The following is a 23,374-nucleotide window of genomic DNA, read 5'->3' as shown; positions in this document are numbered from 1 at the left end:
TTCCAGCTAGTTCGGGGTACCGGGAGTTGGTATATTCGGTCTCTCCCCCGGAGGCTTCCGGAAACAGGGACCCAGTGAAATTCGAGGAGCTTCCATGGCGTCGGCAGACAACTGGAAACGCGCGCAGCCCCATGACCCGTTCTGGGAAGAACAGCGGGAAGGAATGACAGAGGCCCACGTAGCTCCCCTGAACGAACTGATTCTCGGCCTTGGCGCCGCCAAGGGCGGACTTCGACTTCCGTTTGCGGCTCCGTGGCATGGAGGGATCGATGCCCCGGCGCTAGTCGTGCTCAACGACGCCGGTGAGCCACGTGAGGAGACAACTTTCATGTGTGTCAGAAGCCCCGACCGTGCGGCGGATCGCCAACGCCACTTGATGACCGAGTTCAATATCGACCCGGGCGATCTTTGCCACTGGAACGGCTACCCGTGGCCCCGTAAGGATCCCAAGCGCAAGCTGACACCCCGGCAGTCGCTCGAGGGCGGCCAAGCACTGATGCAGGTCATGGGCCTGATGGTGGACCTGAAGATGCTTTTGCTCCTGGGTCGCATGGCCCAGGACGCGGCCGACGCGGTGCTTCCGGATTTACGCTCCGCCTACCCGGAGTTGCGGATCGTGCGCTCGCTGCACCCCCTGGGCGCCAAGCGCACCGTTGACAGGGATGAACAAAAACGTGTCTGGTCGGACATCGCCGCACGCCTCGGGGAAACCAGGCAGGTAGCTCGCAACCACTGCCTGCCGTGACACGGACAAGAAACAATAGGCGGCAGTTGCACCCGGTGGTGCCGAATATCTCGGGTCACCCCGGATACGGTTTCGGCAGCGGGCCATGCCATGCTTGAAGCACCACCCCCTCGAAAGATCCATGAGAGAACTTAATGCCGCGCAAGATGAACGACCCCGAATTCAAGAACGCTCAGGAATTGGAGTTGTGGGCCGAACACGTTGCACCGCTTAATTCCCTGGTCCGGGACCTCCGCTCGATGGCCCCGGAGAACGCCGGGTCCGTCCCGTTCTTTGCACCCCTCCATGGGGGCACCGACGCCACCATACTGTGTCTGGCAGCGTCCCCGGATCCGGCAAACCGATCCAAGGCCGATGAGGATGTGCTCTCGAGCGAGGACGACAACCCCTCTGCGGAGGCCCTTTCGATCCTGCTGGAGGAATCGGGAATCGACCCCCGGGAAGTCGTGCTGTCCAATGCCTACCCGTGGTATAGGCCCGACGGCGCCACCGGGCGCCTGACGGGTGCCGAGATGAACGCGGGGATCGAGCCGATGAGCAAGATGTTGCGTCTGGTGCCCAACCTGCGCACCGTGATCCTCATGGGCAAGGGCCCGGAGGAATTCTGGGGCAAGTTGAGCCGCAAATACCCGCAGGCGCTGAGCCGCATCACCGCCATCCCCAGCTTCTCCCCGGCACCGCTGTCCCTGAGCGGCACCACCGCACAACGCGAGGAGCGCATTGCCCGCCGCTCCGAAGCCATGCGCGAGGCCCGCAAGATCGTCCGGGCGCCTCGCGGACCGGCCGGCCCCCGCCGCGAATCAATGGTGCGTGCCGAGGACCTGGGGCCAGAACACCTGAAGCGGGTGATCGAGGTCAGCGACGGCAACCAAACGCTGCACGGCCCGCTGCTCAAGGCCTTCCAGCCAAGCCCGGAATGGCGGGTGACCCTGACCGTGGAGGTTGCGGGCCAGCGCCGCGCACTGGGTGTCACCCCCGACACCTGGGTCCGTGTTTACCGCGGGGCCGGCCTCCGCTAGGAAACATAGATCCCCGCAGGAAAACAAGAATGCCTGTTCGTGCAAGGGTTTCCCCTTCGCGAACAGGCATTCTCAGATGTATTCAAGGTGGCCCTTTAGTTTAGCCACACCGTTTAACGGTTACTTTGAAGCCTTGCGCACGGGGTCGGGACTCGAATCCCCCGCGGTCTTCGTACGCTTTTCAGCACGCTTTTCCTTGATGGATTTAGCAGGTTTCTTGGCTTCGCTCTTTTGCGGTGACTTCGACATTCTGTGCCGTCCTAGCTGGGGTTGCTCGGCAAACCCACGATGGAGGGGAAAGTACCCCTACTGGCTCAGCCTACGCTGAATCACCGAGGATTTGGCCGGGCTCCGCCGATTCCGCTCATGGCACCACTGCAGGAGGTTGACCAAGAAGCCTGATGGGCGGCGAGCCCCAGAAAGCCCTCCGCGCCAGGTGCCGGAAGCCGAACGCCCCACCCAGGCCATTGCGGGGATTCTCGACGTCAAGTGCCCTATGAATGAAATTGGGCCGGCAGCGCTTACCCTGAGACTTATGCACGACGCATCAGCAAGATTCAGGGCACTGCTCCCCCGGCACCCGGCCCAGGCCATCGCCTTGGGATTCGGCACCGCCATCGCCGCCGGCACACTTGTGCTGATGCTGCCGATGGCCAAGTCCGGACCCGGCGGCTCAGGCTTCCTCGAGGCCCTGTTCACCGCCACCTCCGCCGTGTGCGTGACCGGCCTGGCCGTCGTTGACACCTCCGTCTTCTGGACCCCGTTCGGGCAGGTGACGATCATCGTGCTGATCCAGCTCGGCGGCTTCGGCGTCATGTCCTTTGCCTCGCTTCTGGGGGTGTTGATGGCCAGGCGACTGGGGCTGAGGTCGCGGATGCAGACGGCCGCTGAAACCAAGACCACGGGTTTCGGCGATGTGCGCGCGGTGCTGTTCGGGGTGTTGCGGATCACCGCCGCCACGGAGCTGCTCGTGGCTACGGCGTTGACCCTGCGCTTCGCCATCGGCCTGGGCAACCCGTGGGGCCACTCCCTATGGCTCGGTATCTTCCATTCGGTCTCCGCGTTCAATAACGCCGGGTTCGCGCTGTTCAGCGACAACCTGGTGGGTTTCGTGGGCGATCCTTGGATCTGTCTGCCGATCGCCGCCGCCATCATCCTTGGCGGCCTGGGGTTTCCGGTGCTCTTCGAGCTAGGACGCCATTATCGCCGGCCATTGCACTGGACGATGAACACCAAACTGGTCATCAGCGGAACCCTGACGCTGCTGGCGGCCGGAACCGCATTCATCTGCGCCTTGGAATGGGCCAACCCCAAGGTCCTTGGCGGGCTGTCCACCGCCGACAAGCTGCTTGCCGGCTTCTTCCAGTCCGTCGTGTCCCGCACCGCGGGATTCAACTCCGTGGACATCGGTGCCATGGATCCGGCGACCTGGCTGGGCATGGACATGCTCATGTTCATCGGCGGCGGGCCGGCCGGCACCGCCGGCGGATTGAAGATCACCACGTTCGCCGTGCTGTTCTTCATCATGTTCACCGAGATCCAGGGCGGCGCGGCAGTGAACGTCTTCGGCAAGCGGCTTTCGCGCTCGGTGCACCGCCAAGCGATCACCATCGTGCTGCTGGCGGTGGGACTGGTCACCGGATCCACGATGGCGTTGATGCTGATGACCGACATCGGCCTGGACCGGTTGCTCTTTGAGACCGTCTCGGCATTTGCGACTGTGGGCCTGTCCACGGGCATCACCGCCTCCCTGCCACCGGCCGGTCAGGTGCTGCTGGTTTTCCTGATGTTCATCGGACGGCTCGGGCCGGTGACTCTGGCTTCGGCCCTTGCCTTGCGTTCCCGACCCGTGATGTACGAATTCCCGAAAGAAAGGCCGCTCATTGGCTAAGCATCATTTATTCAACATCAAGTCCATGGAACGCATTGCCGAGGCCAACTCGGTGGTCGTCATCGGGCTTGGCCGCTTCGGCGGCGCACTGGCCCTGGAACTGGTTTCCTCCGGGACCGAGGTGCTGGGAATCGACAACGACGAAGACATCGTCCAGTCGTTCAATGGCCGGCTCACCCACGTGGTGCGCGCCGATGCCACCAAGGAGGAGGCGTTGCGACAGCTCTCGGTGCATGATTTCGACCGCGCCGTCGTCGGGATCGGCAGCGACCTGGAGGCCAGCATCCTGACCACGTCATTGCTGTTGCGTTTCAAGACGCCAACCATCTGGGCCAAGGCCGTAAGTGCGGCCCACGGCCAGATCCTGGAGCAGCTGGGCGTGGAACACGTGATCCGTCCTGAGCAGGACATGGGTCGCAGGGTTGCCCACCTGGTGCGCGGCGCGATGCTGGACTACGTCGAATTCGCCGACGGCTTTGCCATGGTCAAGACCCGTCCGCCGAAGGAAGCGGTGGGCAGGGCGCTGGGGGAAACCGGGATCCGCTCCAAGCACCACGTCACGATCGTGGCGGTGAAATCGTTGAACCAGGACTGGGACCACACCACCACCTCGACGGTGCTGCACCCGGACGACGAGATCATCGTCGCCGGCGCCACCGCGGCGGCCGAACGTTTCGCCACGCTGCTCTAAGGCGCGCTGCCGGCAAGCACACCTTGGGTCGGCCCGGACGTTCGGTGAAAGCGGTGCCCATCAGGACCGGCAAGCCTTCCCCCCCCGACCCGCGTCAACGTCGGTGCCACCGATCCCCCAGGCCCATGGATCGGGTAGGGAACCGGGGTCCTATTGGCGCAGGGTGATCGAGTCGATGGCCGTTGCCGCTTCCGACGCCAGCTCAGCGGGCATCGGCGCGCTCTTGGCCGATTCGGCCGCAATTTCCTGGCCCTCGTCGCTGACGATGTATTGGGCGAAGGCCTTGATGAGTTCCAGGGAGTTCGGATCGGTGTAGCCGCTGCACACGATGAAATAGGAGACAAGCACCATCGGGTAGGCGCCGGGCTTGGTGGTGGTTCGATCCAGTTCCAAAGCTATGTCGTTGGCATGGCGGCCCGGGACACGTTTGGAGGCACTGACGGCGATGGCTGCGGCCTTGCCGCTGACCGGGACAAAGGAATCCCCGACCTTCAGCTTCACCTTTCCCAGGGAGGCATCCACCAACGAGTCATCGGCATAGGTCAAGGCACCGGAGGTGCGCGAGACCGTGGTGACGACTCCGGAGTTGCCTTGGGCCTGTTCGGATCCCAGGCCCCCGGGCCATGAGCCGCTGGGATCGTGGTTCCAGTCCTTCGGGGCCGCAGCATGCAGGTAGTCGGTGAAGTTCTCCGTGGTTCCCGAGTCATCGGAGCGGGCCACCACTGTCATGGGAACATCAGGCAACGCCACCTCGGGGTTCAGCGCCTTGATCGATGGGTCTCGCCATGAAGTGATCGAGCCGGAGAAGACCTTGGCCAGCGTTGCCGCATCGAGGTTCAGTTCCTTGATGCCCGGGAGGTTGAAGGCAATGGAAATCGGGGAGATGTAGGTGGGGATGTTGATGGCACCCTGCGGCCCGCATGCCTCCTTGGACCGGGCCACTTCCTCGTCCTTGAGGTAGGCGTCGGAACCGGCGAATTCGGTGGCCCCCGCCAGCAGTCCCGCCCGCCCGGCACCCGAACCCACCGAGGCGTATTGCACCTGCACCTTGGGGTTCAGGGTACTGAATCCGTTGGTCCAGGCGTTCATCGCCGAGTTTTGGGCACTTGACCCCCCTCCCGTGAGCGTCCCAGCGAGGTTGGAGGTGTTGTTCTCGGCGGCATGTCGCTGGGCCTCGCCCAGCGGGTAGTCGGCACCGCACCCGGTGAGCAGTAGCCCCGCACCGACGGCCACAGCGATCCCCTTGCTCAGCGCCCGCGAACGGGGAATGCGTACGTGAAGTCGGGTTTTCGCCTGGTGCGGCAAGGAATCCTCCTGGGAAACAAAACAGTGCATGGACCTAGTGAACAATAGCGCGCACCCCTGCCACCGCCCGAATCCGCGCACCGGCGAATCGGATTTTTGGTCCGTTATTTCCCCCGGGGCACCGGCAAGCCGGGTGTGCCCGTGCCGGGTCACGGTGGCGCGGCATGAGTCCTCCGGAACGGCATCTGCCACCGGTTCGTCGCAGGAACCGGCGATCTCTGTGGAACAGACCCCGGTCTCCGGAAGCGGGAGTTGAACCGGGTCTGCGCCTATGCGGTCACCGGACAGTGCGGCGGCGATGGAGCGAACCTGCTCGTAGCCGGTGGCCATGAGGAACGTCGGGGCCCGCCCGTAGCTCCTCATGCCCGCGATGTAGAAGTCAGGCTCCGGGTGGGAAAGCACCTACGCCCCGTGTGCCGTGACGGTTCCGCAGCTGTGGAACTCGGGGTCGATGTGCGGGCCGAGCCCGCGAGGGGCCTCCACCACGTGGTCCAGGTCCAGGCGCAACTGACGGAGCAGTGAATGATCCGGGCGGAAGCCGGTGGCCGGCACCAGCCGGTCCACGATCAGGCTCCGGGAATCGGCCAGCTTCACACCCAGCCGTTGACCCGCTTCCAGGGCGTTGACCGAGGCGTTTTCGACGAAACGACGAAGGCTGGTGCCCAGTTGTCCGCGGGCCGGCAGCTGGTCGGCGGGCCCGCCACCGTAGAGCCTGATGGGGTTGGCGGTTGAGCGAAGGCCCCACAGGATCGTGGTTTCGGGGTGCTTCTGCCGGAGCCGGACGATGAGGCTCTCGTCGCGGATTAGGCGGACTGCTTCGAGGCCTTAGCCGGCGGCGTCATCAAGCGCCCAGTCTTCGTAGCGGGTTCCTTCAAAGACCGGACAGCTGTCCCCGCAACCCATGGTGATCACGAGATCCGCGGCCTTCACTGCCTGCGGGCCCATGATCTGGGGGACCTCGGCAGTGATGTCGATGCGCACTTCCTTCATCGCCTGGATCGCTGCGGGATTCACCGCGTCGGCGGGTGTCGAGCCTGCGGAGCGGACATCGATCGCCCGGGCCGAGAGGTTCTGAAGCATCGCGGCTGCCATTTGAGAGCGTCCGGCATTGTGCACGCAGACGAACAGGACGACGGGTTTATGGTTCATGCCTGGATCCTCACGGGAAAGAACTTGCGCGAATAGAGCGCGACATAGACCAGCCCGATCAGCAACGGCACCTCGATCAGCGGGCCCACAACTCCGGCAAGGGCCTGTCCGCTGGTGACCCCGAAGGTCGCGATGGCCACGGCAATGGCCAATTCGAAGTTGTTGCTGGCCGCGGTGAAGGCCAGGGTCGTGGTGCGTTCGTACCCCAGTCCCAAGCCGCGGCCCACGAGCATCGAGACCCCGAAGACCACCACGAAATAGACAAGCAGCGGCAGTGCTATGCGCAGCACATCAAAGGGTGCGGCGGCGATGTTCTGCCCCTGCAGTGCAAAGAGCACCACGATGGTGAAGAGCAACCCATAGAGCGCCCAGGGTCCGATCCTCGGCAGGAAAGTGCCTTCATACCATTGGCGGCCCTTGGCTTTTTCGCCCAGCGTGCGGGTCAGGAACCCCGCCACCAGCGGGATGCCCAGGAACACCAGCACGGAGAGCGTGATGGTCACAAAGGAGAACACTGCGCTGGTTCTCTCCAACCCCAGCCAGCCCGGCAGCAGCTGCAGGTAGAACCAGCCCAGTGCGCCAAAGGCGAAGACCTGGAAGAGCGAGTTGATGGCCACCAGCACGGCTGCCGCTTCACGGTCACCGCAGGCCAGGTCGTTCCAGATAAAGACCATCGCGATGCAGCGTGCCAACCCGACAATGATCAGCCCGGTGCGGTACTCGGGAAGGTCGGACAGGAAGATCCAGGCCAGGATGAACATGAAGGCCGGTGCCAGGACCCAGTTGATCACCAGGGAGGTAAGCATCAGCTTCCTGTCCCCCAGCACCCTGCCCGTCTCGTTGTAGCGGACCTTGGCCAGCACCGGGTACATCATCACCAGAAGTCCCGTCGCAATGGGAAGGGATATCCCTGCGACCTGGATCGAATCAAGTGCCGCCCCGATTCCGGGAACCAGCCTGCCCAGTGAGAGCCCCACGGCCATGGCCACCAGGATCCACAGGGCCAGGTAACGATCCAGGGTGGAGAGCTTGGCGGTGAGTGCCTTGGCGCCGGCGGGCGCGGTGTTGGGGTTCACGGGTGGTTCTCCAGGGAAGACAGACATCGACGGGTGTCGATGCATCGAGTATGGTTGCACATATCGATGGATGTCAATCTGCCATCGTCGGGCACCAGGATTGCGAGGTACGGAACATGTCGACACGACTTGATATTCAGGGCATGGGATGCGCCACGGCCACCGGCGGTGAACTCCTTTCCGTTCCCCGGGCCGGGGTACTGGCCACGCGCTTCAAGGCGCTCGCCGACCCGAACCGCCTGCGCATCCTGTCGATCGTCTCGGGATCCAGTGCTGCGGAGACCTGCGTGTGCGACCTGTCAGCCCCGTTGGGGCTGGGCCAGCCCACGGTCTCGCACCACCTGAAGATCCTCGTGGAGGCCGGCCTGCTCAATCGCGAGAAACGCGGGGTCTGGGCGTACTACTCATTGGTCCCCGGAGCCCTGGAGGCCCTTGCGGCAACGATTCTTCCCGCCGACGCGACGCCGTAGCCAGATCCTGCCGGGTCTATTGGATGTTCGCCGCGGCACATGCTTTTGCGTACTTTGCGGTGCAGATCTCCTCAACGGTGTAGACGCCGTCGCTGACGACGGTGTCCATGATGTTGGACCGGGTCACGACCTTGGGAATCAGCAACCGGGTGGGAACCCCCGCCACCTTGGTCGCTGGCGGAGGAGCCTGGCCACGGGCAAGCTTGGCGGCAACCGTTGCCGCGAGTTCGGCCTCGGCCCGCACCGGCTTGTAGATGCTCATGTACTGGCGTCCGGTGATGATCCGCCTGATGCCCTCCAGCTGCGCATCCTGGCCGGTGACCAAGGGCCAGGGCCTCATGGCTGCCGAGCTGAGCGCGGCAACGGCGCCGCCGGCCAGTGAGTCCTTGGCGGCGTAGATACCATCGATCCGGCCGGGGAATTCAGCGATGCGTTTCGCGGTCCAGTCCTGCACCTGCGCGGGGTTGGCATCGAGTTCGGCAAGGATCTTCACGGCGGACTTGTCGATCACCGAGCGGGCTCCCTTGGCCACGAGCTCTGCTTCCGGATCCTCGGCGGGACCGTTGACCACCAGGATCCCTGGGTTCACGACGCCGTCGCTGCGCAGTTTCTGGATCAGGGAGTTGGCTTGGAGCACGCCGATTTGCTCGTGGTCGAAGGAGATGCGGTAGGCGAGCCCGGTGGACCCCGTTTCGATGCTGTCGTAGGAGATGACCGGCACGTCCTTTTCCGCGGCGGCGGCAACGATGTCCTCCGTCGCTTTGGAATCGACCGGATCCAGCACCAAGACCCCTGCCCCGCCCGCCAGCGCGATTTCGGCCTGCTTCACTTGTGCCGAGGCGTCCTTGCCTGCATCCGAATGCAATACGTCGAAGTCTCCCAGGGCCTTGATCCTGGCGTCGAACAACGGGATATCCAGCGCCTTGTTCCGTGCGGGCTCGGTTCCGGGGAACAACAGGGCAACGCTGGGCACCGCCCCGGGGTTACCGGTATTTTTCGCATCATCGCTACCCGGTCCCCCGCAGGCGACCAAGGTCGTTGCCATCAGCAGGACCTCACAAGCAGCAGCGGTGAGCTTACGCCCAAGTTTCTCCATTGACATCTGCCTCCACATGGGACGAAAGGTACTGCGGCGTCTCCAGTGTGGCCCCGCTGCGGCACGTATTCAACTTGTATGGCGGCCCCCGGTCCCGACTCAGGCAAAGACGGGGGCGGGGACGGGCTCCAATCGCACGATCAAGGACTTGGAAATCGGGGTGTTGGATCCCTCGGCGGTGGCCGCCAGGGGAACCAGCACGTTTGCCTCGGGGAAATAGGTGGCGGTGCAGCCCTCGGCCGTGGGATAGGAAATGATCCGCAGGGAGCGCAGGACCCGATCCACCCCGTCCCCGGCCTCCGAATGCACATCCACATATGAACCGTCAGGCAGGGACAGGTTGGCAAGGTCCGCCGGGTTCACGAAGAGCACGTTGCGTCCCTTGCGAACCCCGCGGTAGCGGTCGTTGAGCGAAGAGGCGGTGGTGTTGAACTGGTCATGGGAGCGCAGGGACTGCAGGATCTGCCGGCCGGCCGGAAGCGCCAGGGCCTCAAGCTCGTTGAGCAGGATCAACGCCTTGCCGCTGGGGGTAGGGAAGACTCGCCCGTCTCGGGGCGGGTGGGCCAGGATGAACCCTCCGAGCACCCGCACCTTCTCGTTGTAGTTCTCCTCGAACCCCTCCCAGCCAAACGGGTGGTCCTTGCCCAACACCCGGAGTGCCATCCGGGCGATGATCGCGACCTCCGAGAGCATCTTCGCCGAGACCGGTTCCACCCGCCCCTGGAAGGCATGGACCGCACACACGGTGTCCTCGACGGAAACAAACTGGGTGCCGCTGCCCTGCCTGTCGATGTCACTGCGCCCCAGCGTGGGCAGGATCAGCGCCGCGTCCCCGGTATAGGCGTGGGAACGGTTCAGCTTGGTGGAGATCTGCACCGAGAGCCAGGTGAGCCCGATCGCTTCCTGGGCGATAGTGGTGTCCGAGACCGCATGGACCAGGTTCCCGTCCAGGGCCAACAGGACCTTGATCTTCCCCTGGATGCTTTGCACCGAATCCATGCCGTGTTCCCGAGGCGGGTCGAAGTCGAACTCCGCGGCGAGCTTGTCCATGAACGCCTCGGGCTTCTTTTCCCAGATGCCCATGGTCCGGTCCCCCTGGACGTTGGAGTGGCCGCGGATCGGGCAGGGACCGGCGCCGGGCTTGCCGATGTTTCCGCGCAGCAGCAGCACGTTCATGACTTCCTGGATGGTTGGCGCTGCCTTCTTATGCTGGGTCAGTCCCATCGCCCAGGTGATGATCACGTTCTCCGCGTCCATGTAGCGGCGGGCTAGCTCGTCGATCTGCGCGCTGTCCAGCCCGGTGGCGGCCAGCACGTCGGCCTCGCGCAGCGTGGAGAGATGCTCGCGGTATTCGGCTAATCCGATGCAGTGTTGCTCAAGGAAGAGGTGGTCCAGAACCGATCCGGGCGCCGCGTCCTCGGCTTCGAAGACGCGCTTGGCCAGTGCCTGCATCAGCGCCATGTCACCGGCCAGGCGGATCTTGAGGTACTGGTCGGCCAGGTCGGTGCCCGTGCCGATCAGCCCGCGGGGCCGCTGCGGGTTCTTGAATTTCATCAGCCCGGCCTCGGGCAGCGGGTTGATGGCGATGATCGAGGCACCGGCCTCCTTGGCTTCCTCTAGTGCGGTGAGCATCCGCGGGTGGTTGGTGCCGGGGTTCTGCCCCATGATGATGATCAGGTCGGACTTGGCGAAGTCCTCGTAGTGGATCGCGGCCTTGCCCACCCCGATGGATTCCTCCATGGCCTTGCCCGTGGATTCGTGGCACATGTTCGAGCAGTCCGGCAGGTTGTTGGTGCCAAAGGCCCGGGCAAAGAGCTGGTAGATGAAGGCGGCCTCATTGCTGGCAGGTCCGGAGGTGTAGGAGGTTGCCTGATCGGGAGACTCGAGGGTGCTCAGTTCCCGCCCGATAATGCCAAAGGCGTTGTCCCAGGAAATCGGGCGGTAGTGATCGGCTCCGGCGGGCTTGTATACCGGCTCGACGAGCCGCCCCTGCGATCCCAGCCAGTACTCGCTTTTGGTCTTGAGCTCGGAGACCGGGTGCCGCGCCCAGAACGATTGCGGGACCTTCAGCGTATCTGCCTCCCATGCCACGGCCTTGGCACCGTTCTCGCAGAACTCCGCAACCTTGCGGTTCGGCGGATCCGGCCAAGCACAGCTCGAGCAGTCGAACCCGTCCTTCTGGTTCATGTGGCGCAGCGTCTTGACCGCACGGACGGGCCCCATCTCATCCAGGGCCAGCGGGCTCGAGGCCAGCAGGCTGGGCACCCCGACGGCGCTCTTCTTCGGTGCCGATACCACCAGGTCCTTTGTCGGTGACATCGTCCTTTTAGTGGTTTGCTCCCCATGCCCGGCACCCCTTCGTCCCTATGCCGGAGGGCGGGCGACGCCCAATCACCGGTGCTCCATTGCCTCCTGTCTAGCACCGGCGCCGGGTGCATTCAAAGGGCTCTCACGCGTAGGGGTGGCAGCGCGGGTGTATGAAACACTGGTGAGCGATTCGGGAATGACCCGCAATCCCCTAAAAGACGTGAGCGGAGAGCCTGAAGAATGCGGGCACGTGCGGGATATCCTTCAAAGTCGTTGCTGGCCATCTTGCTGCTGGCGGTAGGCATCGCCCCGTTGCTGAACTACGGGCTAAGCGCCATCTCGGATCTGGTGATCACCGACCTTGGAATTTCCGAGGCGCAGTTCGGGCTGCTGGCCACCGTCTGCTTCGGTGCGGCAGCCATCGGAAACGCCGCCTTTGGCAGGTTCACCGACCATCAACCCGACACCCGGCTGATGGTGCTGATATTCGCACTGGCGGCGCTCGCCCTGGGACTCGCGGCAATACCCGGTGGCTACGTGCTGCTGCTTATCGCCTCGGGTCTCGCCGGCGTTGCCCAGTCCTTCCCCAACGGGGTCACCAACAGGGTCCTGGCCCAACGGGTCCCCGAAACCCAACGCATCGGCTGGATCGGCATCAAGCAATCCGGGGTCCAGGTCAGCCAGCTGGTGGCGAGCATCGGCTTCCCCGCCCTGGCCGCCTGGATCGGATGGCACGGGGCCAACGCCGTGGGCGCGGTCATCGCCATGCTGGTCGGTGTCCTCGCGGTGCGGGTGATCAAACGCGTACCCTTCCTGCCCGAGCTCCCCCTCACCGATCAGTCGCGGTCCAAGGCCCCGGCGCAGGACCGCCACCGGGCACCGAGCATCAAGTTCCTCATCTGGGCGCTCGCCGCCTTCGGCTTCGTCAACGGCATGGGGGTGCAGGCCACCAACGTCTACCTCGCACTCTTTGCCGTGCGCGAGTTCGACTTCTCCTTGGTCATGGGCGGCATGACCGCCGCCGCGGCAGGGGCCATCGGCGTCGCGGCCCGTGTGGGTTGGGGCACGATGATGTCCAAGGGCATGGCCGCCCCGCCGCTGCTGCTGACCCTGGCGGTGATGGCGCTCGCCGGTGCCGGCACGTTTTACCTGGCCGGAAGCACCGGCTCGGCGGCACTGTTGTGGCTGGCCGTTGCCCTGCACGGCGCCTCCGCGCTCGGGGTCTCGGTGGTGCTCATGGCGGCGGTGGTGCGCAGCGTTCCACCTGGCTCGATGGGAATGGCCAGCGGAATGGTCGGCGCCGGGCAATTCGGTGGATTCACCATCGGCCCGCTGGCCATGGGTGCGCTGGTCGGATCCCCCGGCGGCTTCTCACGCGGCTGGAGCGCAGTGGGCGGGGTCTACCTTTTGTGTGTGTTGCTGGCCATCTACCTGCTGTGGCGCAGGAACCGGCGCAACAATGCGGCGGCAGCCAGCTAGCGCGGCGCTCAGGCGTCGATCACTAGGTCTCCCGTGGGCTTGGAACAACAAATCAGGATCTTGCCCGCCGCAATTTCCCTGGGCCTGATCCCGCCGGCATGGTTCATCTCCACGCTGCCGGCGAGCAGCGAGGACTTGCAGCTCCCACACATCCCCAGGGTGCACGAGGAGGCAACCGGGACCCCGGCGGCCAGCGCGGCATCAAGCACGAAGGTATCGGCCGGGCACTGGATCCTGCGCCCGCTGCGCACGAACTCCACCTCGAACATCGCCGTACCGGCGCACCGAGGCGGAACCAACCCCGGGGTGTGAGCGGAAATCTCGAAGCTCTCCACATGCAGCAACAGCGGGTCAAAGGCCGCCGCATCGAGCATCCGGCGCACGGCGGCCAGGTAGTCCGGCGGGCCGCAGGCGAAAACCTCGCGCCGGGCAACATCTGGCACCAGCTCCAGCAACATCTCACGGTCCAACCGGCCCGGCGCTCGCGGTACACCGCTGGTGGGAATCGAGCCGGTGCTCAGCACCAGCTCCACGCGGATGCCGCTGGTCCCGGGGATGGCACGCAGCTCACGGTGGAAGATGACATCGGCGACACCATGGACGCTGTAAAGTAGTACGGCGTCCACCGGCGCCGGGTTTTCCAGCAGGGCCCGGGTGATGGAGGCCAACGGCGTGATACCCGATCCGGCCGCCAAAAACAGGTACCTGGGTGGTTCCGCCGGCGCCTCTTCGCCGCGCGCCCGGGGCGTGAACCTGCCAAGGGGCCCATGCGCTTGGACTACATCGCCTGGGCCAAGATTCGCGTGCAGCCAGTTCGATACGGGTCCACCGTCCAGCGCCTTCACGGTGATCTCCAGTCCCTGCCCGGGGATGGAGCTGATCGTGTAGCAGCGGCTGACCGGGCCGCGGGGCATATCGAGGTTCAGCGTCAGGTACTGGCCCGGCAGCCACCCGAACGAGTCCCCCGATGCGGGCTCGAGCATGAACGTCTTCACGTTGGCGGTTTCTTCCCTGGTTCCGGTGCAGCGCAACAGCCGCGCCCGAGGTTCCTGCGGGAGCAGCCCCGCACCGGGGACCGCCTGTGGTTCCAGGGTCATTGTTCCTCCCCCGATTCGCCTGCTGCGCCCGTGCCGGCGCGCAGGCGGTTGATATACCAGCAGACGAAGTCCTCAACCTGGTATTCATTCGGCGCATAGGGACCCGGAAGGTAGGCGGGGCTCGAAATCCCGAGCTGGGCCCGGGCCACGAAGGTCCCGTCCTGTGCGTTGGTCCGGTGCCACACCCGCTTCAGCGCTTGAACGTCGTAGTCCCGTCCCTCCACCGCGTCCTCGTGCACCAGCCAAGTGGTGCGCAGCGCCGTTTTGCCGGCCGCCAGCGGCAGCACTGAGAAGGTCACCGCGTGGTCGGAAAGGAAATGGAACCAGGCGTTGGGCTGCAGGTGCATGGACAGCCGGCCCAGCCTGGGCTCATCGAACTCGCCGAGCAGCTTGGTGCACACCAGTTTTCCGTCGGGGCTGAAGGATTCCCCCGCTCCGTCCAGCGGTTCGCGCTGGATGCGGAAGCCTGTGGCGCCCTGGCGCAGTTCCTCGATCCGGGCGTAGGGCAGGGCGTTCGCCTCGCTGGTGAGTTTCAGGTCCGCATCGGCCCCGAGGTAGCGATTGTATGCCGGGCGCAGCCGCGGCGGCAGCCCGCCTTCTTCGTATCCGTAGGTGGGAAAGAGCGAGCAGGAGAGCTCGGGGTGCCCCTCGCAGTGGTAGCACTCCCGGTTGTTCTCCATCACCAACTTCCAGTTCCCGTCCTCGATGATGTCTTCCTGCGCCGCGATCTTGGTGCGTGCCAGCGCATGGGGTGCGATGTAGGGCTCGATCCGCTTCGCGTAGGCATCGAAGTCTTGGGGCGGTGAGTTGGAGAGGCAAACGAAAACCAGTCCGGCCACGGTGCGCACCGCGAGGGTGCGCAGGGAAAACGCGGAGCGGTCAAAGTCCGCCGGCTGCGAGTCGGCGTGCAGCAGCGAGCCGTCGCTGGAATAGGTCCAGTGGTGGTAGCCGCACACCAGGTTGCCCACCGAACCTGCCGGCTCGTTGAGGATCCGTGCCCCGCGGTGCCGGCAGACATTGTGCAGCGCGGAAACCTGCTCGTCATCGTCGCGCAGCAGGATCACCGAATGGGGACCGATGTTGATGGTGAGGTAGTCCCCGGGTTCGGGGATCTCGGCCTCGGTTGCCACGAAGATCCAGTGCTTGGCGAAGATCTCGGCCACATCAAGGTCGAAGACCTCTTCGGAGGTATAGAAGGGCGCCTCGAGGCTCATGCCCGGGATCCGTCGTTCAATCAGCTCGGCGAGCATCCCGGAGGGTGCAGCGGAGGCCGGCAGGCGGTGGATCTGGGCCGGTGTCGTGGTCATGGCGTTTCCTTTCATTCGCGGGTGGGTGGTGCTGGGTGCACGGGGTTCTCACATGGGCACACACAACCGCAGGGCGTCATAGATCGCGGCATGGATGTTCCTGCCGGCCACCGCATCCCCGAGACGATAGAGAGCGAAGCGTCCCTCCGGATTGGTTCCCGCCGGCTGCCGGACACCGGCCAGCAGCGCCGTGTAGTCCACTTCCCCGGCGTTGGTGGAGTCATCCAGCAGTTCGAAATAGAGCTCGTCATTGGGAAGCGTGCCGTGTTCGATGACCACCAGCTCCACTGTGCGGCTGGTTTCGCGCCCCGAGTACTGGCTGTAAAGCACCGCGGTGAAGCGGCCATCGGGCTCTTCGGTGACCGATCGCAACCGGTGCGCCAGGGTGATCACCACCTCATGCTCGGAGAACGCGCGCAGGTAGGCCGGGGAGTTCATGGCACCGACATCCGGTGCGAGCATCCGTTCCGGGGTGATGATTTCCACCTGGGCACCAGCTGTTGCGAGCCTCTCGGCGGCGTCCATCGCCGGTTCGGCCCCGTTGTCGTCATAGACAAGGACCGTTGCAGGGATCCTGGGCAGGTGGCCCAGCACGTCCCAGCAATCGGCCGCCACTTCCCCGCCTTCGGGCAGGAAATCGTGGTTGGGGGTGCCGCCGGTGGCCACCAAGACCACATCGGGGTTCTCTGCCAGCACGGTGTCCCGCTCGGCGAATACGCCGTAGCGGATCTTCACCCCGGCCAGCAGTGCCTCGGAAACCCTCCAGTCGATGATGCCCATCAAGTCCCGCCGCCGGGGGGAAGCGGCCGCAAGGCGCACCTGGCCGCCGGGGGCGTCGGCGGCCTCCAACACCACCACGGTGTGTCCGCGCTCGCCCAACACGCGGGCGCATTCGAGCCCGGCCGGACCGGCGCCGATGACCACTGCCTTCTTTGGGGTGGTCTTGGCCTGGAGGATGCGGTGCGGCAGTGCGAGCTCGCGCCCGGTTGCCGGGTTGTGGATGCATTTGGCATCCCCCGAGGCATAGATCGAGTCCAGGCAGTAGTTCGCTCCCACGCACGGCCTGATCCGTTCTTCCTGCCCTGCCATCAACTTGGCCACCAGGAACGGATCGGCAATCTGTGCCCGGGTCATCCCCACCAGGTCCAGCAGTCCGGCGGTGAGCGCATGGCGGGCGGTGGCGATGTCGGCTATGCGCGAGGCATGCATCACCGGGATCGAGACCTCGGCCTTGATCGATCCGGCGAAGTCCAGGAACGGGGCCGAGGGTGCGCTCATGGAGGGGATCACCTTGGCCAGCGCGGCATCCGATTCGATGCTGCCCTTGATCACGGACAGGAAGTCGATGCCCGCCCCGATGTAGCGCTGCAGGGCCGCGATCGCCTCGGTACGGCCCAGTCCGCCGGCCTTGTCCTCGTCCATCGACATGCGGATCCCGAGTATGAAGTCATCACCGACCGCCTCGCGCACCGAGCGGATCACCAGCAGCGGGAAGGCCAGCCGGTTTTCGAAGCTGCCACCCCAAGCATCGGTGCGGTCGTTGGTGGCCGGGGAGAGGAAGGCGTCCATGAAGTGCCCGTAGGACTGGATCTCGATGCCGTCCATCCCGGCATCGCGGCAGCGCAGAGCAGCGGCGGCGTAGTCCGCGGCGATCCGGTGCAGGTCCCATTCCTCGGCGACCTTGGGAAAGGCCCGGTGCGCCGGCTCGCGCATGGAAGAGGGATAGGGCACCGGCAGCCAGTCGCCGGTGTAGTTGCTGGTCCGCCGTCCCAGGTGGGTGATCTGGCACATCACCGCAGCGCCCTGGGCGTGCACCTCTTGCGTGAGTTTCTCCAGCCAGCCCGTTATTTCCGCTCGGTGCAGCTGCAGGTTGCCGAAGGAAGGCGGGCTGTCAGGTGAGACCACGGCGGATCCACCGATCATCAGTAGCCCGGCCCCGCCCCGTGCGCGCTCCACGTGGTACGCCCGGTAGCGCTCGGTGGGCATCGAATCCTGGGCGTAGGCAGGTTCGTGGGAGGTGCTCACGATCCGGTTTCGCAACACCAGGTCCCTGATCGCAAAGGGTTCAAGCAGCGGGTCGCTTACGCGCATGTGTCCATCCCCCTTTCCGTCCCACAGGTGCCCAAGTCCCGGAGATCATGTGCTTCAAGTGTCGGACGGGCGATTGCTGAAGACCAGCAAACGAAATCGCACGATACCGTGTAATCTTCGTGCATGATCGATTCGAGGCTCCATGTGCTGAGAATGCTTGCCGCACACGGCACCGTCACCGCCACGGCCCAGGCGCTGCATTACACCCCCTCGGCCGTCTCGCACCAGCTGCGCACACTGGCCGAGGACCTGGGCGTGGTGCTGCTGACCCCGCAGGGACGCGGTGTTCGTTTGACTCCCGCAGCGCGCATCCTGCTCACCCACATCGATTCCCTGTTCTCCAGCTGGGAACACATCCGGGGGCTGCTGGAAGCCGAATCCGGTGGATACGCCGGGACGTTGCGGCTGTGCGGTTTTTCGACCGCTGCCGCAGCCCTGCTGCCCCCGGTGGTCAGTGCGTTCAAGATCAGCCGCCCCGCCATGGAGGTGCGGATCATCGAGGCAGACCCAGCCGATTGCTTCGACCTGCTACTGGCCGACGACGCGGATTTGGCGGTCATCACTTCCACAGAGGCCAGTCCCCCGACAGCTGACAGCCGGTTCGACCAGCAGTTCCTGCTTGATGACCCGTTGGAGTTGCTGGTTCCCGACGGCCATCCGCTGGCGGGCCGTTCCGCGGTGGCCCTGGAGGAAACAGCGGAGCAGCAATGGATCGTGGACCGGCCCGGACGCCCGCACCGGCAATTGGTGTTCAGTTCCTGCGCAGAGGTGGGATTCACCCCGATGGTTGCCCATGAAGCAGCCGAATGGGACACCGGGGCCGCCTTGGTCGCGGCCGGATTCGGGGTATGCCTGATCCCTCGATTGGCCCGTGTGCCGTCGGGTTATTCGATCACCAGGGTTCCACTGCGCGGGGACCCCGCACCCTCGAGGCATATCCGCACGGTGGTTCGCCGCGGCAGCGGTTCCCAGCCGGTGCTGGCAGAGGCGCTCGAGATGCTGAGGGAAGTGGCCGACGCCGCGCACCGGCGGCCAGTACCAGGCGCGGACTGAGCAACACGTACTCCGCCTCGGATCTCGGCAGCCCTTTGTTAAGCTGGGGTCATGAGCACACCACATGGGCACCAACACCACGGGCATACCCATGGGGATTGGTCCGCCATGGCCGAGCTCCTGGACCTCGATGCACTGCTGCTCGAAGCCCACTTCAGGAACATCTTCGATTGGACCAAGTCACAGTCCACGGACCTACGCACCATCGTCGATCTGGGCGCCGGTACCGGCACGGGCACCTTTGGGCTGGCCCGCATGTTCCCCAGCGCCACCGTGGCGGCGGTGGACCAATCGGAATCCATGCTCGAACTTCTGCGCGAAAAAGCCGAACGGCGCCAGCTGAGCCGACGGGTCTCAACCATCCGGGCCGACCTGGATGAGCAGTGGCCCGAACTTGGCGAGGTCGACCTGATGTGGGCGGCCACCTCGATGCACCACTTCAATCACCCGGCGGAGATCTTTGCCAAGATTCGCAACTCGCTCTCCCCTGGAGGGGTGCTGGTCATCGTCGAAATGGAGGAGCTTCCGCGCTACCTTCCGGTCGATCTCGGTTTCGGGACCCCCGGATTCGAGGAACGTTGCCACCTGGCCACGGACCGGCAGGGATTCAACCCCCATCCCGATTGGACCGCAGAGCTGGACACGGCGGGATACACAGCGGTGACGCATCACAAATTTGGCTATTGCCAGTCCAACGACCAAAAACTGCTTGCACGCGCCGCCAAGTTGTCCCTTGCTCGGCTGCGCGAGCACTTGGCCGACGGGCTTCCCACTGAGGATACCTCGACGCTCGACCAACTCCTGGATCCGGATTCCGGACGCGCACTGGAGCATCGCAACGACCTGGTGATGCGTGGGAGCCACAACGTCTGGGCGGCGCGACCACGGTAGGGACGGGCACCTAGGTTCCGAAGACGACGTCCTCGGCCGTGGTCACCGCGGCCGTGCGCCCGGGCGCACCCTGGAACTGCCAGTAGAGGTTGATGTGGGAGATTGCTGACTCCGGTGCCGGCGCGCCCCACTGCGTCATGTCGCTGGTGGTGTGGGCGTCGGAAACCAGGGTCACATCGTAGCCACGGGTGAAAGCACCGTGCACCGTAGAGCGAATGCACGCATCTGACTGGGCACCCGAAACCACCAGCCTGCCGGCCCCGGCCGCGGCAAGAACCTCCTCCAAGGTGGTGTCCTCGAAGGAATCCCCGTAGATCTTCTGGATCACCGGTTCCCCGGGTTGTGGTGCGAGTTCGGGAACGATCTGCCACCCGGTGCTGCCTGTTTCCATCTCCGCATCGGAATGCTGCACCCACACCACGGGGGTCCCCGACTCCCGTGCACGGTCCACCAGGGCGTTGATGTTTGCCAGGGTTTCCTCGCGTCGGTAGGCATCCGAAACCACGTCGTTCTGCATATCGATCACCAACAGTGCGGTGCGTTCTCGATCAGGGAAAGTGCTCATGGTCTTCTTCCATCCGGGCGGTTGGGCTGTTCCATGACCCAATTTACGTCCGGTAGCCCCTCAAATGGAACAGCGGGCTTCCTCTCTTGTTTGGGCTGCTGGACCCCGCGCAGGTTCCTCTCGAAATACGCCACCAGGATCAGGATCGCTAACCCATCGGCAAAGAACGTTGGCAGGCCCAATGCGTGCCCGCGTAGTGGCCGACGGGTACCGGGCAGATCGCCAGAGCTATCAAATAGCCGACATCGGAAACCATGAAACGCCGGAGAGTGTGCGCGGATACCGGGCACCGGGCAGATGGACGAAGAGACCGCCTGGGCTCCCTCATGGCACAGAACGCAGCGAAGGAAGAAGCTGTCATCAGTTCGATGGACCCGCCTTCGCAGATGCGGCTTGCTTCCCATTTCCGACGGCATTGAACCAGCCTTTCTCACTACTCGCGCACCACAGGGATTGAACCCGACGTCCACTAGTTGACGTCGGGTTCAATCCCTGTGGTGCGATTCGCTCGGCCGTATCAGATTCGAACAGGGAGGCAGCAGTACCAAGCAGCGCCAGCCAACGCTTTAGCAGGGCTTCCAGGTCCTGCCTCCGGGAGCGTAGCAACGACGGCCCGTATAGCCGGATTTCGAACTGTTCTTTCGTTTGGGTTTCTGTACCGGCGCACGATAGGTCTTCTTCGGTGCCAGTTGATGAGAGCGTACGGTGGCTTTGCGCTCCGCTGCCTTCCTTTGCGCGGCTGCCTTGGCGGCTGTCTTGCGTTCCGCCGCAGCATTGGCCTTCACCTTCGCAGCCGCCGCAGCTTTGGCTTCGGCTTTTGCCTTGGCTTCGGTCTTCAACTTTGGCGCCTTTTTGGCCGCTGTTTTCTTCTTGGCCTGTGCCAAATCCGACTGCTTGGTTGTGAGCTTCTTCTCCACAGAAGCGGCTCTGTCCATGCCAGCTGCTATCAGCGGAAGGTAAGTGGCCTTCCGACTCGCCCAGACGGCCGAGCTCACCGCATCCCCTGAACTATCCAACCCCTGCAATACCGCACTCTGGGCCTTGCCGGCAAGGATTGCCGCGGAAACCAAGCCCAACGCCGAGCCAACGGCTTCGGCCGTCGCAGGAACCGTCTCCTCAACGGCACCAAGGTCGGAGATCGCTGCTTCAGCTAGTGCCGGAACCGTGCAGGAAACATCGGCACCGAACAAGCCCTTGGCCTTGTTCTGCGCACTTTGCTCTGCAGCGAGCACCTCGGGGTAGAAGCGTTCATTGGGCTGGAAGAGCACGGCAACGCCAAGTCCTGCTGCGGCGATGTCGGCGTTGACCAAACTGCCTTCCTTGTAGACCCCGGCAAGCGTCCGTCCATACGGATCCAAGCGACTGACATCGTATGCCAGCTCGATCTCATCCCCAGGGGACAATAAGGATTCAGTGCATTCGGTGGCTTCGGCCCCTAGACACTCAACCGGCTTGTCCGGGTGCTTGGTTTCGGGTGTATCGATGTTCAGCAAACGTACCGTGGTAGCTTCCCCCGACAGATCGACAACGATCGTGTCACCGTCGATGACCCTGATCACTGTGGCCATCTCTTCGCCATTTTTTGGTTGTGCCGATGACACTTGAGTGCATCCGGTTGCCACGAACCCAATTATGATCATGGACGCGACGACCCTACCCAGTCTGTTGGCGACCTTTCCGGCCGATTTGTTTCCCCCGAACAATGAGTTCCCCCTACGCTCTTGAAAATACGAGTAATACGGCGCCCAGTTTAGTATCAGGCATCGCTCACTCGGTACACAGATTTAATGTTTGGCCAATGGAAATACCTTGTACGCGCCACTAACCGATCGAGTGGCCACCCCTAATTCAACTAGCGAATCTTCATGCGCTTGGGTCTCTGTCCGTGTAACGGGTCAACCACGGAAGGAACCCGGATAGGCTCGCATCATGACCGATTCACAGGGTGTACCCCAACCATCTATTCGTGCACGCCTTGTAAACTCGCTGTTCATGGGCGCAACAGGTGCCGCCCTGACGCTTATTGACCCTGCCAAGTTGCGTCCAGGCACCAAAGTCGGCCTGTACATCGGAACCGGAACCGTCACTGCTGCGCTGGGATGGGTTGCCTCCTTTAAGGCGATCGACCCAGCCCCTAGCAAGGCGTTTCGCGCCGCGGCGGCAGCGGGCCTGGGAGCAATAAGCGTGGCTGGAACCAAATTCGGATTCGTCGTCGATGCGAAGATCCACCAAGCACTGCTTCGCCGCGGCATTGCCAATCCACGACGGATCATAGCCGTCGGCGCCGGAGTGATCACCACTGCTATGGTCTTGCTGGAATCGCCTCGTCCTGATAACGAACCGGAGAACGCCGCGGATCACGCTGAGGACCCGGCCACTACTGCTGAGCTCAACTAGCTCAGCAACCTTCATGCCCCGCCTCCGCGCCCATGCTCACCTCGGCTTGGATTCAATCCGAACTTCGAATGACTTCATCACGATTCTGAGACGAATATCGAAGGCTGATCCGGATCATAGGGCCATGGCCCTGCGGTGATGGCGGTCGAGAATTCTCCCGGAGGGCTTGGTCTTGAAGCTGGAGAAGAAACCTCGGAAGACATGTGGCATCGAACAAGCTGCGTTGACCTTAGGCGTATTCGGGTNCGTGTAACCATGCTGACTGGGAGTGGTGATGCCGATGCTATGCCGGACCCCTGGAACGGGGTGTTCCTCCCAATCGGGGGCTTCCTTGGTCGCATTGCACGAAGCACATCGCCCCGAAGCATTCACTGCCGTGGTCTTACCGCCCTTGCGGACCTGGACAACGTGATCCAGATGCTCAATACGCCCGTTGCAATACGGTGTTCGGCAATACTGGTCCCGGATGGTGATGAAGCGTTTCAGGTTCCCCGCAAACTTACGTCCCTTGGATTCCATGGCGACCAGCTCCCCGCTCAACGGATCCGCGTAGAGGCGCCGCACCCAGGTATCAAGCGGATCCTCGGGGTTCCCGACAAAGATCTCCCGGGCCTTGGCAGCACTGAGGTGCCCGTAGCCGGGAACCAACACCGGCTCACCGCCACCGGCGGTGAAGGTCTTCTGCGCCATCACCAGACACAGGGCCACCGGGATGCTGCCGCCGGCCTTGATGCCGGTGATCGAT

Annotated in this window: 20 protein-coding genes and 1 pseudogene; 9 read left to right on the top strand and 12 right to left on the bottom strand. The window is 64.1% G+C overall.

The annotated features are described in order from the left end of the window. Nucleotides 1-94: 94 nt before the first annotated feature. Nucleotides 95-745, top strand: coding sequence for a uracil-DNA glycosylase family protein (locus ABEA12_RS04945; protein WP_210100670.1), 651 nt, complete (start codon nucleotides 95-97; stop codon nucleotides 743-745). Nucleotides 746-879: 134 nt separating this feature from the next. Further along, a complete protein-coding gene (locus ABEA12_RS04940) occupies nucleotides 880-1,764 on the top strand; it encodes a uracil-DNA glycosylase family protein (RefSeq protein WP_345466740.1) in 885 nt (294 codons plus the stop codon). 120 nt (nucleotides 1,765-1,884) lie between these two features. On the opposite strand, the gene ABEA12_RS04935 is transcribed toward ABEA12_RS04940, so the two are convergent. Next, nucleotides 1,885-2,013, bottom strand: a complete 129-nt coding sequence (locus ABEA12_RS04935; RefSeq protein WP_345466737.1) for a hypothetical protein — start codon at nucleotides 2,011-2,013, stop codon at nucleotides 1,885-1,887. Between the two features lie 286 nt (nucleotides 2,014-2,299). Between ABEA12_RS04935 and ABEA12_RS04930 the strand changes: the two genes are divergently transcribed. Together ABEA12_RS04930 and ABEA12_RS04925 are read left to right on the top strand one after the other, a co-directional pair. Further along, nucleotides 2,300-3,655: a TrkH family potassium uptake protein gene (locus tag ABEA12_RS04930; RefSeq protein ID WP_345466755.1), complete on the top strand. Its 1,356-nt coding sequence runs from the start codon at nucleotides 2,300-2,302 to the stop codon at nucleotides 3,653-3,655. A gap of 25 nt (nucleotides 3,656-3,680) precedes the next feature. Then, on the top strand, nucleotides 3,681-4,346 hold the full coding sequence (locus tag ABEA12_RS04925) for a potassium channel family protein (protein WP_210102535.1): 666 nt from the start codon (nucleotides 3,681-3,683) through the stop codon (nucleotides 4,344-4,346). Between the two features lie 150 nt (nucleotides 4,347-4,496). On the opposite strand, the gene pstS is transcribed toward ABEA12_RS04925, so the two are convergent. The 4 genes and pseudogenes from pstS to arsB all read right to left on the bottom strand — a co-directional run bounded on the left by pstS (nucleotide 4,497) and on the right by arsB (nucleotide 7,903). Beyond that, a complete protein-coding gene (gene pstS / locus ABEA12_RS04920; RefSeq protein WP_345466731.1) occupies nucleotides 4,497-6,053 on the bottom strand; it encodes a phosphate ABC transporter substrate-binding protein PstS in 1,557 nt (518 codons plus the stop codon). Continuing rightward, nucleotides 6,054-6,245 (bottom strand): hypothetical protein, encoded by a 192-nt coding sequence (locus ABEA12_RS04915; protein WP_210100667.1) that lies wholly within the window; start codon nucleotides 6,243-6,245, stop codon nucleotides 6,054-6,056. A gap of 234 nt (nucleotides 6,246-6,479) precedes the next feature. Beyond that, nucleotides 6,480-6,800 (bottom strand): annotated as a pseudogene (locus ABEA12_RS04910) (arsenate reductase/protein-tyrosine-phosphatase family protein); the annotation flags it as partial. After that, entirely contained in the window at nucleotides 6,797-7,903 is a 1,107-nt protein-coding gene (gene arsB, locus ABEA12_RS04905) for an ACR3 family arsenite efflux transporter (RefSeq protein ID WP_210100665.1), read from the bottom strand. The pseudogene ABEA12_RS04910 and the gene arsB, both read right to left, overlap by 4 nt. A gap of 89 nt (nucleotides 7,904-7,992) precedes the next feature. Here arsB and ABEA12_RS04900 point away from each other — a divergent pair, with 89 nt between their 5' ends. Further along, nucleotides 7,993-8,346 carry an ArsR/SmtB family transcription factor gene (locus ABEA12_RS04900; protein ID WP_210100664.1) on the top strand — a complete coding sequence of 118 codons (354 nt, stop codon included), beginning with the start codon at nucleotides 7,993-7,995 and terminating at the stop codon, nucleotides 8,344-8,346. Between the two features lie 16 nt (nucleotides 8,347-8,362). Here the strand turns inward: ABEA12_RS04900 and ABEA12_RS04895 are convergent, their stop codons facing one another. Next, nucleotides 8,363-9,442 carry a substrate-binding domain-containing protein gene (locus ABEA12_RS04895; protein ID WP_345466726.1) on the bottom strand — a complete coding sequence of 360 codons (1,080 nt, stop codon included), beginning with the start codon at nucleotides 9,440-9,442 and terminating at the stop codon, nucleotides 8,363-8,365. A gap of 99 nt (nucleotides 9,443-9,541) precedes the next feature. After that, on the bottom strand, nucleotides 9,542-11,761 hold the full coding sequence (locus ABEA12_RS04890) for an FdhF/YdeP family oxidoreductase (RefSeq protein WP_210100663.1): 2,220 nt from the start codon (nucleotides 11,759-11,761) through the stop codon (nucleotides 9,542-9,544). A 228-nt stretch (nucleotides 11,762-11,989) separates the two neighbouring features. Between ABEA12_RS04890 and ABEA12_RS04885 the strand changes: the two genes are divergently transcribed. Then, a complete protein-coding gene (locus ABEA12_RS04885; protein WP_210100662.1) occupies nucleotides 11,990-13,228 on the top strand; it encodes an MFS transporter in 1,239 nt (412 codons plus the stop codon). Between the two features lie 8 nt (nucleotides 13,229-13,236). On the opposite strand, the gene ABEA12_RS04880 is transcribed toward ABEA12_RS04885, so the two are convergent. From ABEA12_RS04880 to ABEA12_RS04870, 3 genes are read right to left on the bottom strand one after another with little or no spacing between them, the layout of a single operon-like run. Next, the gene (locus ABEA12_RS04880; protein WP_210100661.1) at nucleotides 13,237-14,325 is read right to left on the bottom strand and encodes a flavin reductase family protein; all 1,089 of its coding nucleotides are present in this window, start codon (nucleotides 14,323-14,325) and stop codon (nucleotides 13,237-13,239) included. Beyond that, nucleotides 14,322-15,632, bottom strand: coding sequence for an aromatic ring-hydroxylating oxygenase subunit alpha (locus ABEA12_RS04875; RefSeq protein WP_210100660.1), 1,311 nt, complete (start codon nucleotides 15,630-15,632; stop codon nucleotides 14,322-14,324). The genes ABEA12_RS04880 and ABEA12_RS04875 overlap by 4 nt, the downstream gene beginning before the upstream one ends. Nucleotides 15,633-15,680: 48 nt before the next feature. After that, nucleotides 15,681-17,723, bottom strand: a complete 2,043-nt coding sequence (locus tag ABEA12_RS04870; RefSeq protein ID WP_210100659.1) for an oxidoreductase — start codon at nucleotides 17,721-17,723, stop codon at nucleotides 15,681-15,683. Nucleotides 17,724-17,846: 123 nt separating this feature from the next. Here ABEA12_RS04870 and ABEA12_RS04865 point away from each other — a divergent pair, with 123 nt between their 5' ends. Both ABEA12_RS04865 and ABEA12_RS04860 read left to right on the top strand, forming a co-directional pair. After that, nucleotides 17,847-18,776, top strand: a complete 930-nt coding sequence (locus ABEA12_RS04865; RefSeq protein ID WP_210100658.1) for a LysR family transcriptional regulator — start codon at nucleotides 17,847-17,849, stop codon at nucleotides 18,774-18,776. Between the two features lie 51 nt (nucleotides 18,777-18,827). Then, nucleotides 18,828-19,667, top strand: a complete 840-nt coding sequence (locus tag ABEA12_RS04860) for a class I SAM-dependent methyltransferase (protein WP_210100657.1) — start codon at nucleotides 18,828-18,830, stop codon at nucleotides 19,665-19,667. 10 nt (nucleotides 19,668-19,677) lie between these two features. On the opposite strand, the gene ABEA12_RS04855 is transcribed toward ABEA12_RS04860, so the two are convergent. Together ABEA12_RS04855 and ABEA12_RS04850 are read right to left on the bottom strand one after the other, a co-directional pair. Beyond that, nucleotides 19,678-20,232, bottom strand: coding sequence for a cysteine hydrolase family protein (locus ABEA12_RS04855; RefSeq protein ID WP_210100656.1), 555 nt, complete (start codon nucleotides 20,230-20,232; stop codon nucleotides 19,678-19,680). Between the two features lie 566 nt (nucleotides 20,233-20,798). Continuing rightward, nucleotides 20,799-21,800 carry a thermonuclease family protein gene (locus tag ABEA12_RS04850; RefSeq protein ID WP_345466718.1) on the bottom strand — a complete coding sequence of 334 codons (1,002 nt, stop codon included), beginning with the start codon at nucleotides 21,798-21,800 and terminating at the stop codon, nucleotides 20,799-20,801. Between the two features lie 361 nt (nucleotides 21,801-22,161). Between ABEA12_RS04850 and ABEA12_RS04845 the strand changes: the two genes are divergently transcribed. Continuing rightward, nucleotides 22,162-22,629 (top strand): hypothetical protein, encoded by a 468-nt coding sequence (locus ABEA12_RS04845; RefSeq protein WP_210100654.1) that lies wholly within the window; start codon nucleotides 22,162-22,164, stop codon nucleotides 22,627-22,629. Nucleotides 22,630-23,374: the final 745 nt, after the last annotated feature.

The organism is Paeniglutamicibacter antarcticus (genome assembly GCF_039544305.1).
GTDB classification, from domain to species: Bacteria; Actinomycetota; Actinomycetes; order Actinomycetales; family Micrococcaceae; genus Paeniglutamicibacter; species Paeniglutamicibacter antarcticus_C.
The sequence above is the reverse complement of the archived record's forward strand: the minus strand, read 5'-3'. Positions and strand labels throughout refer to the sequence as shown.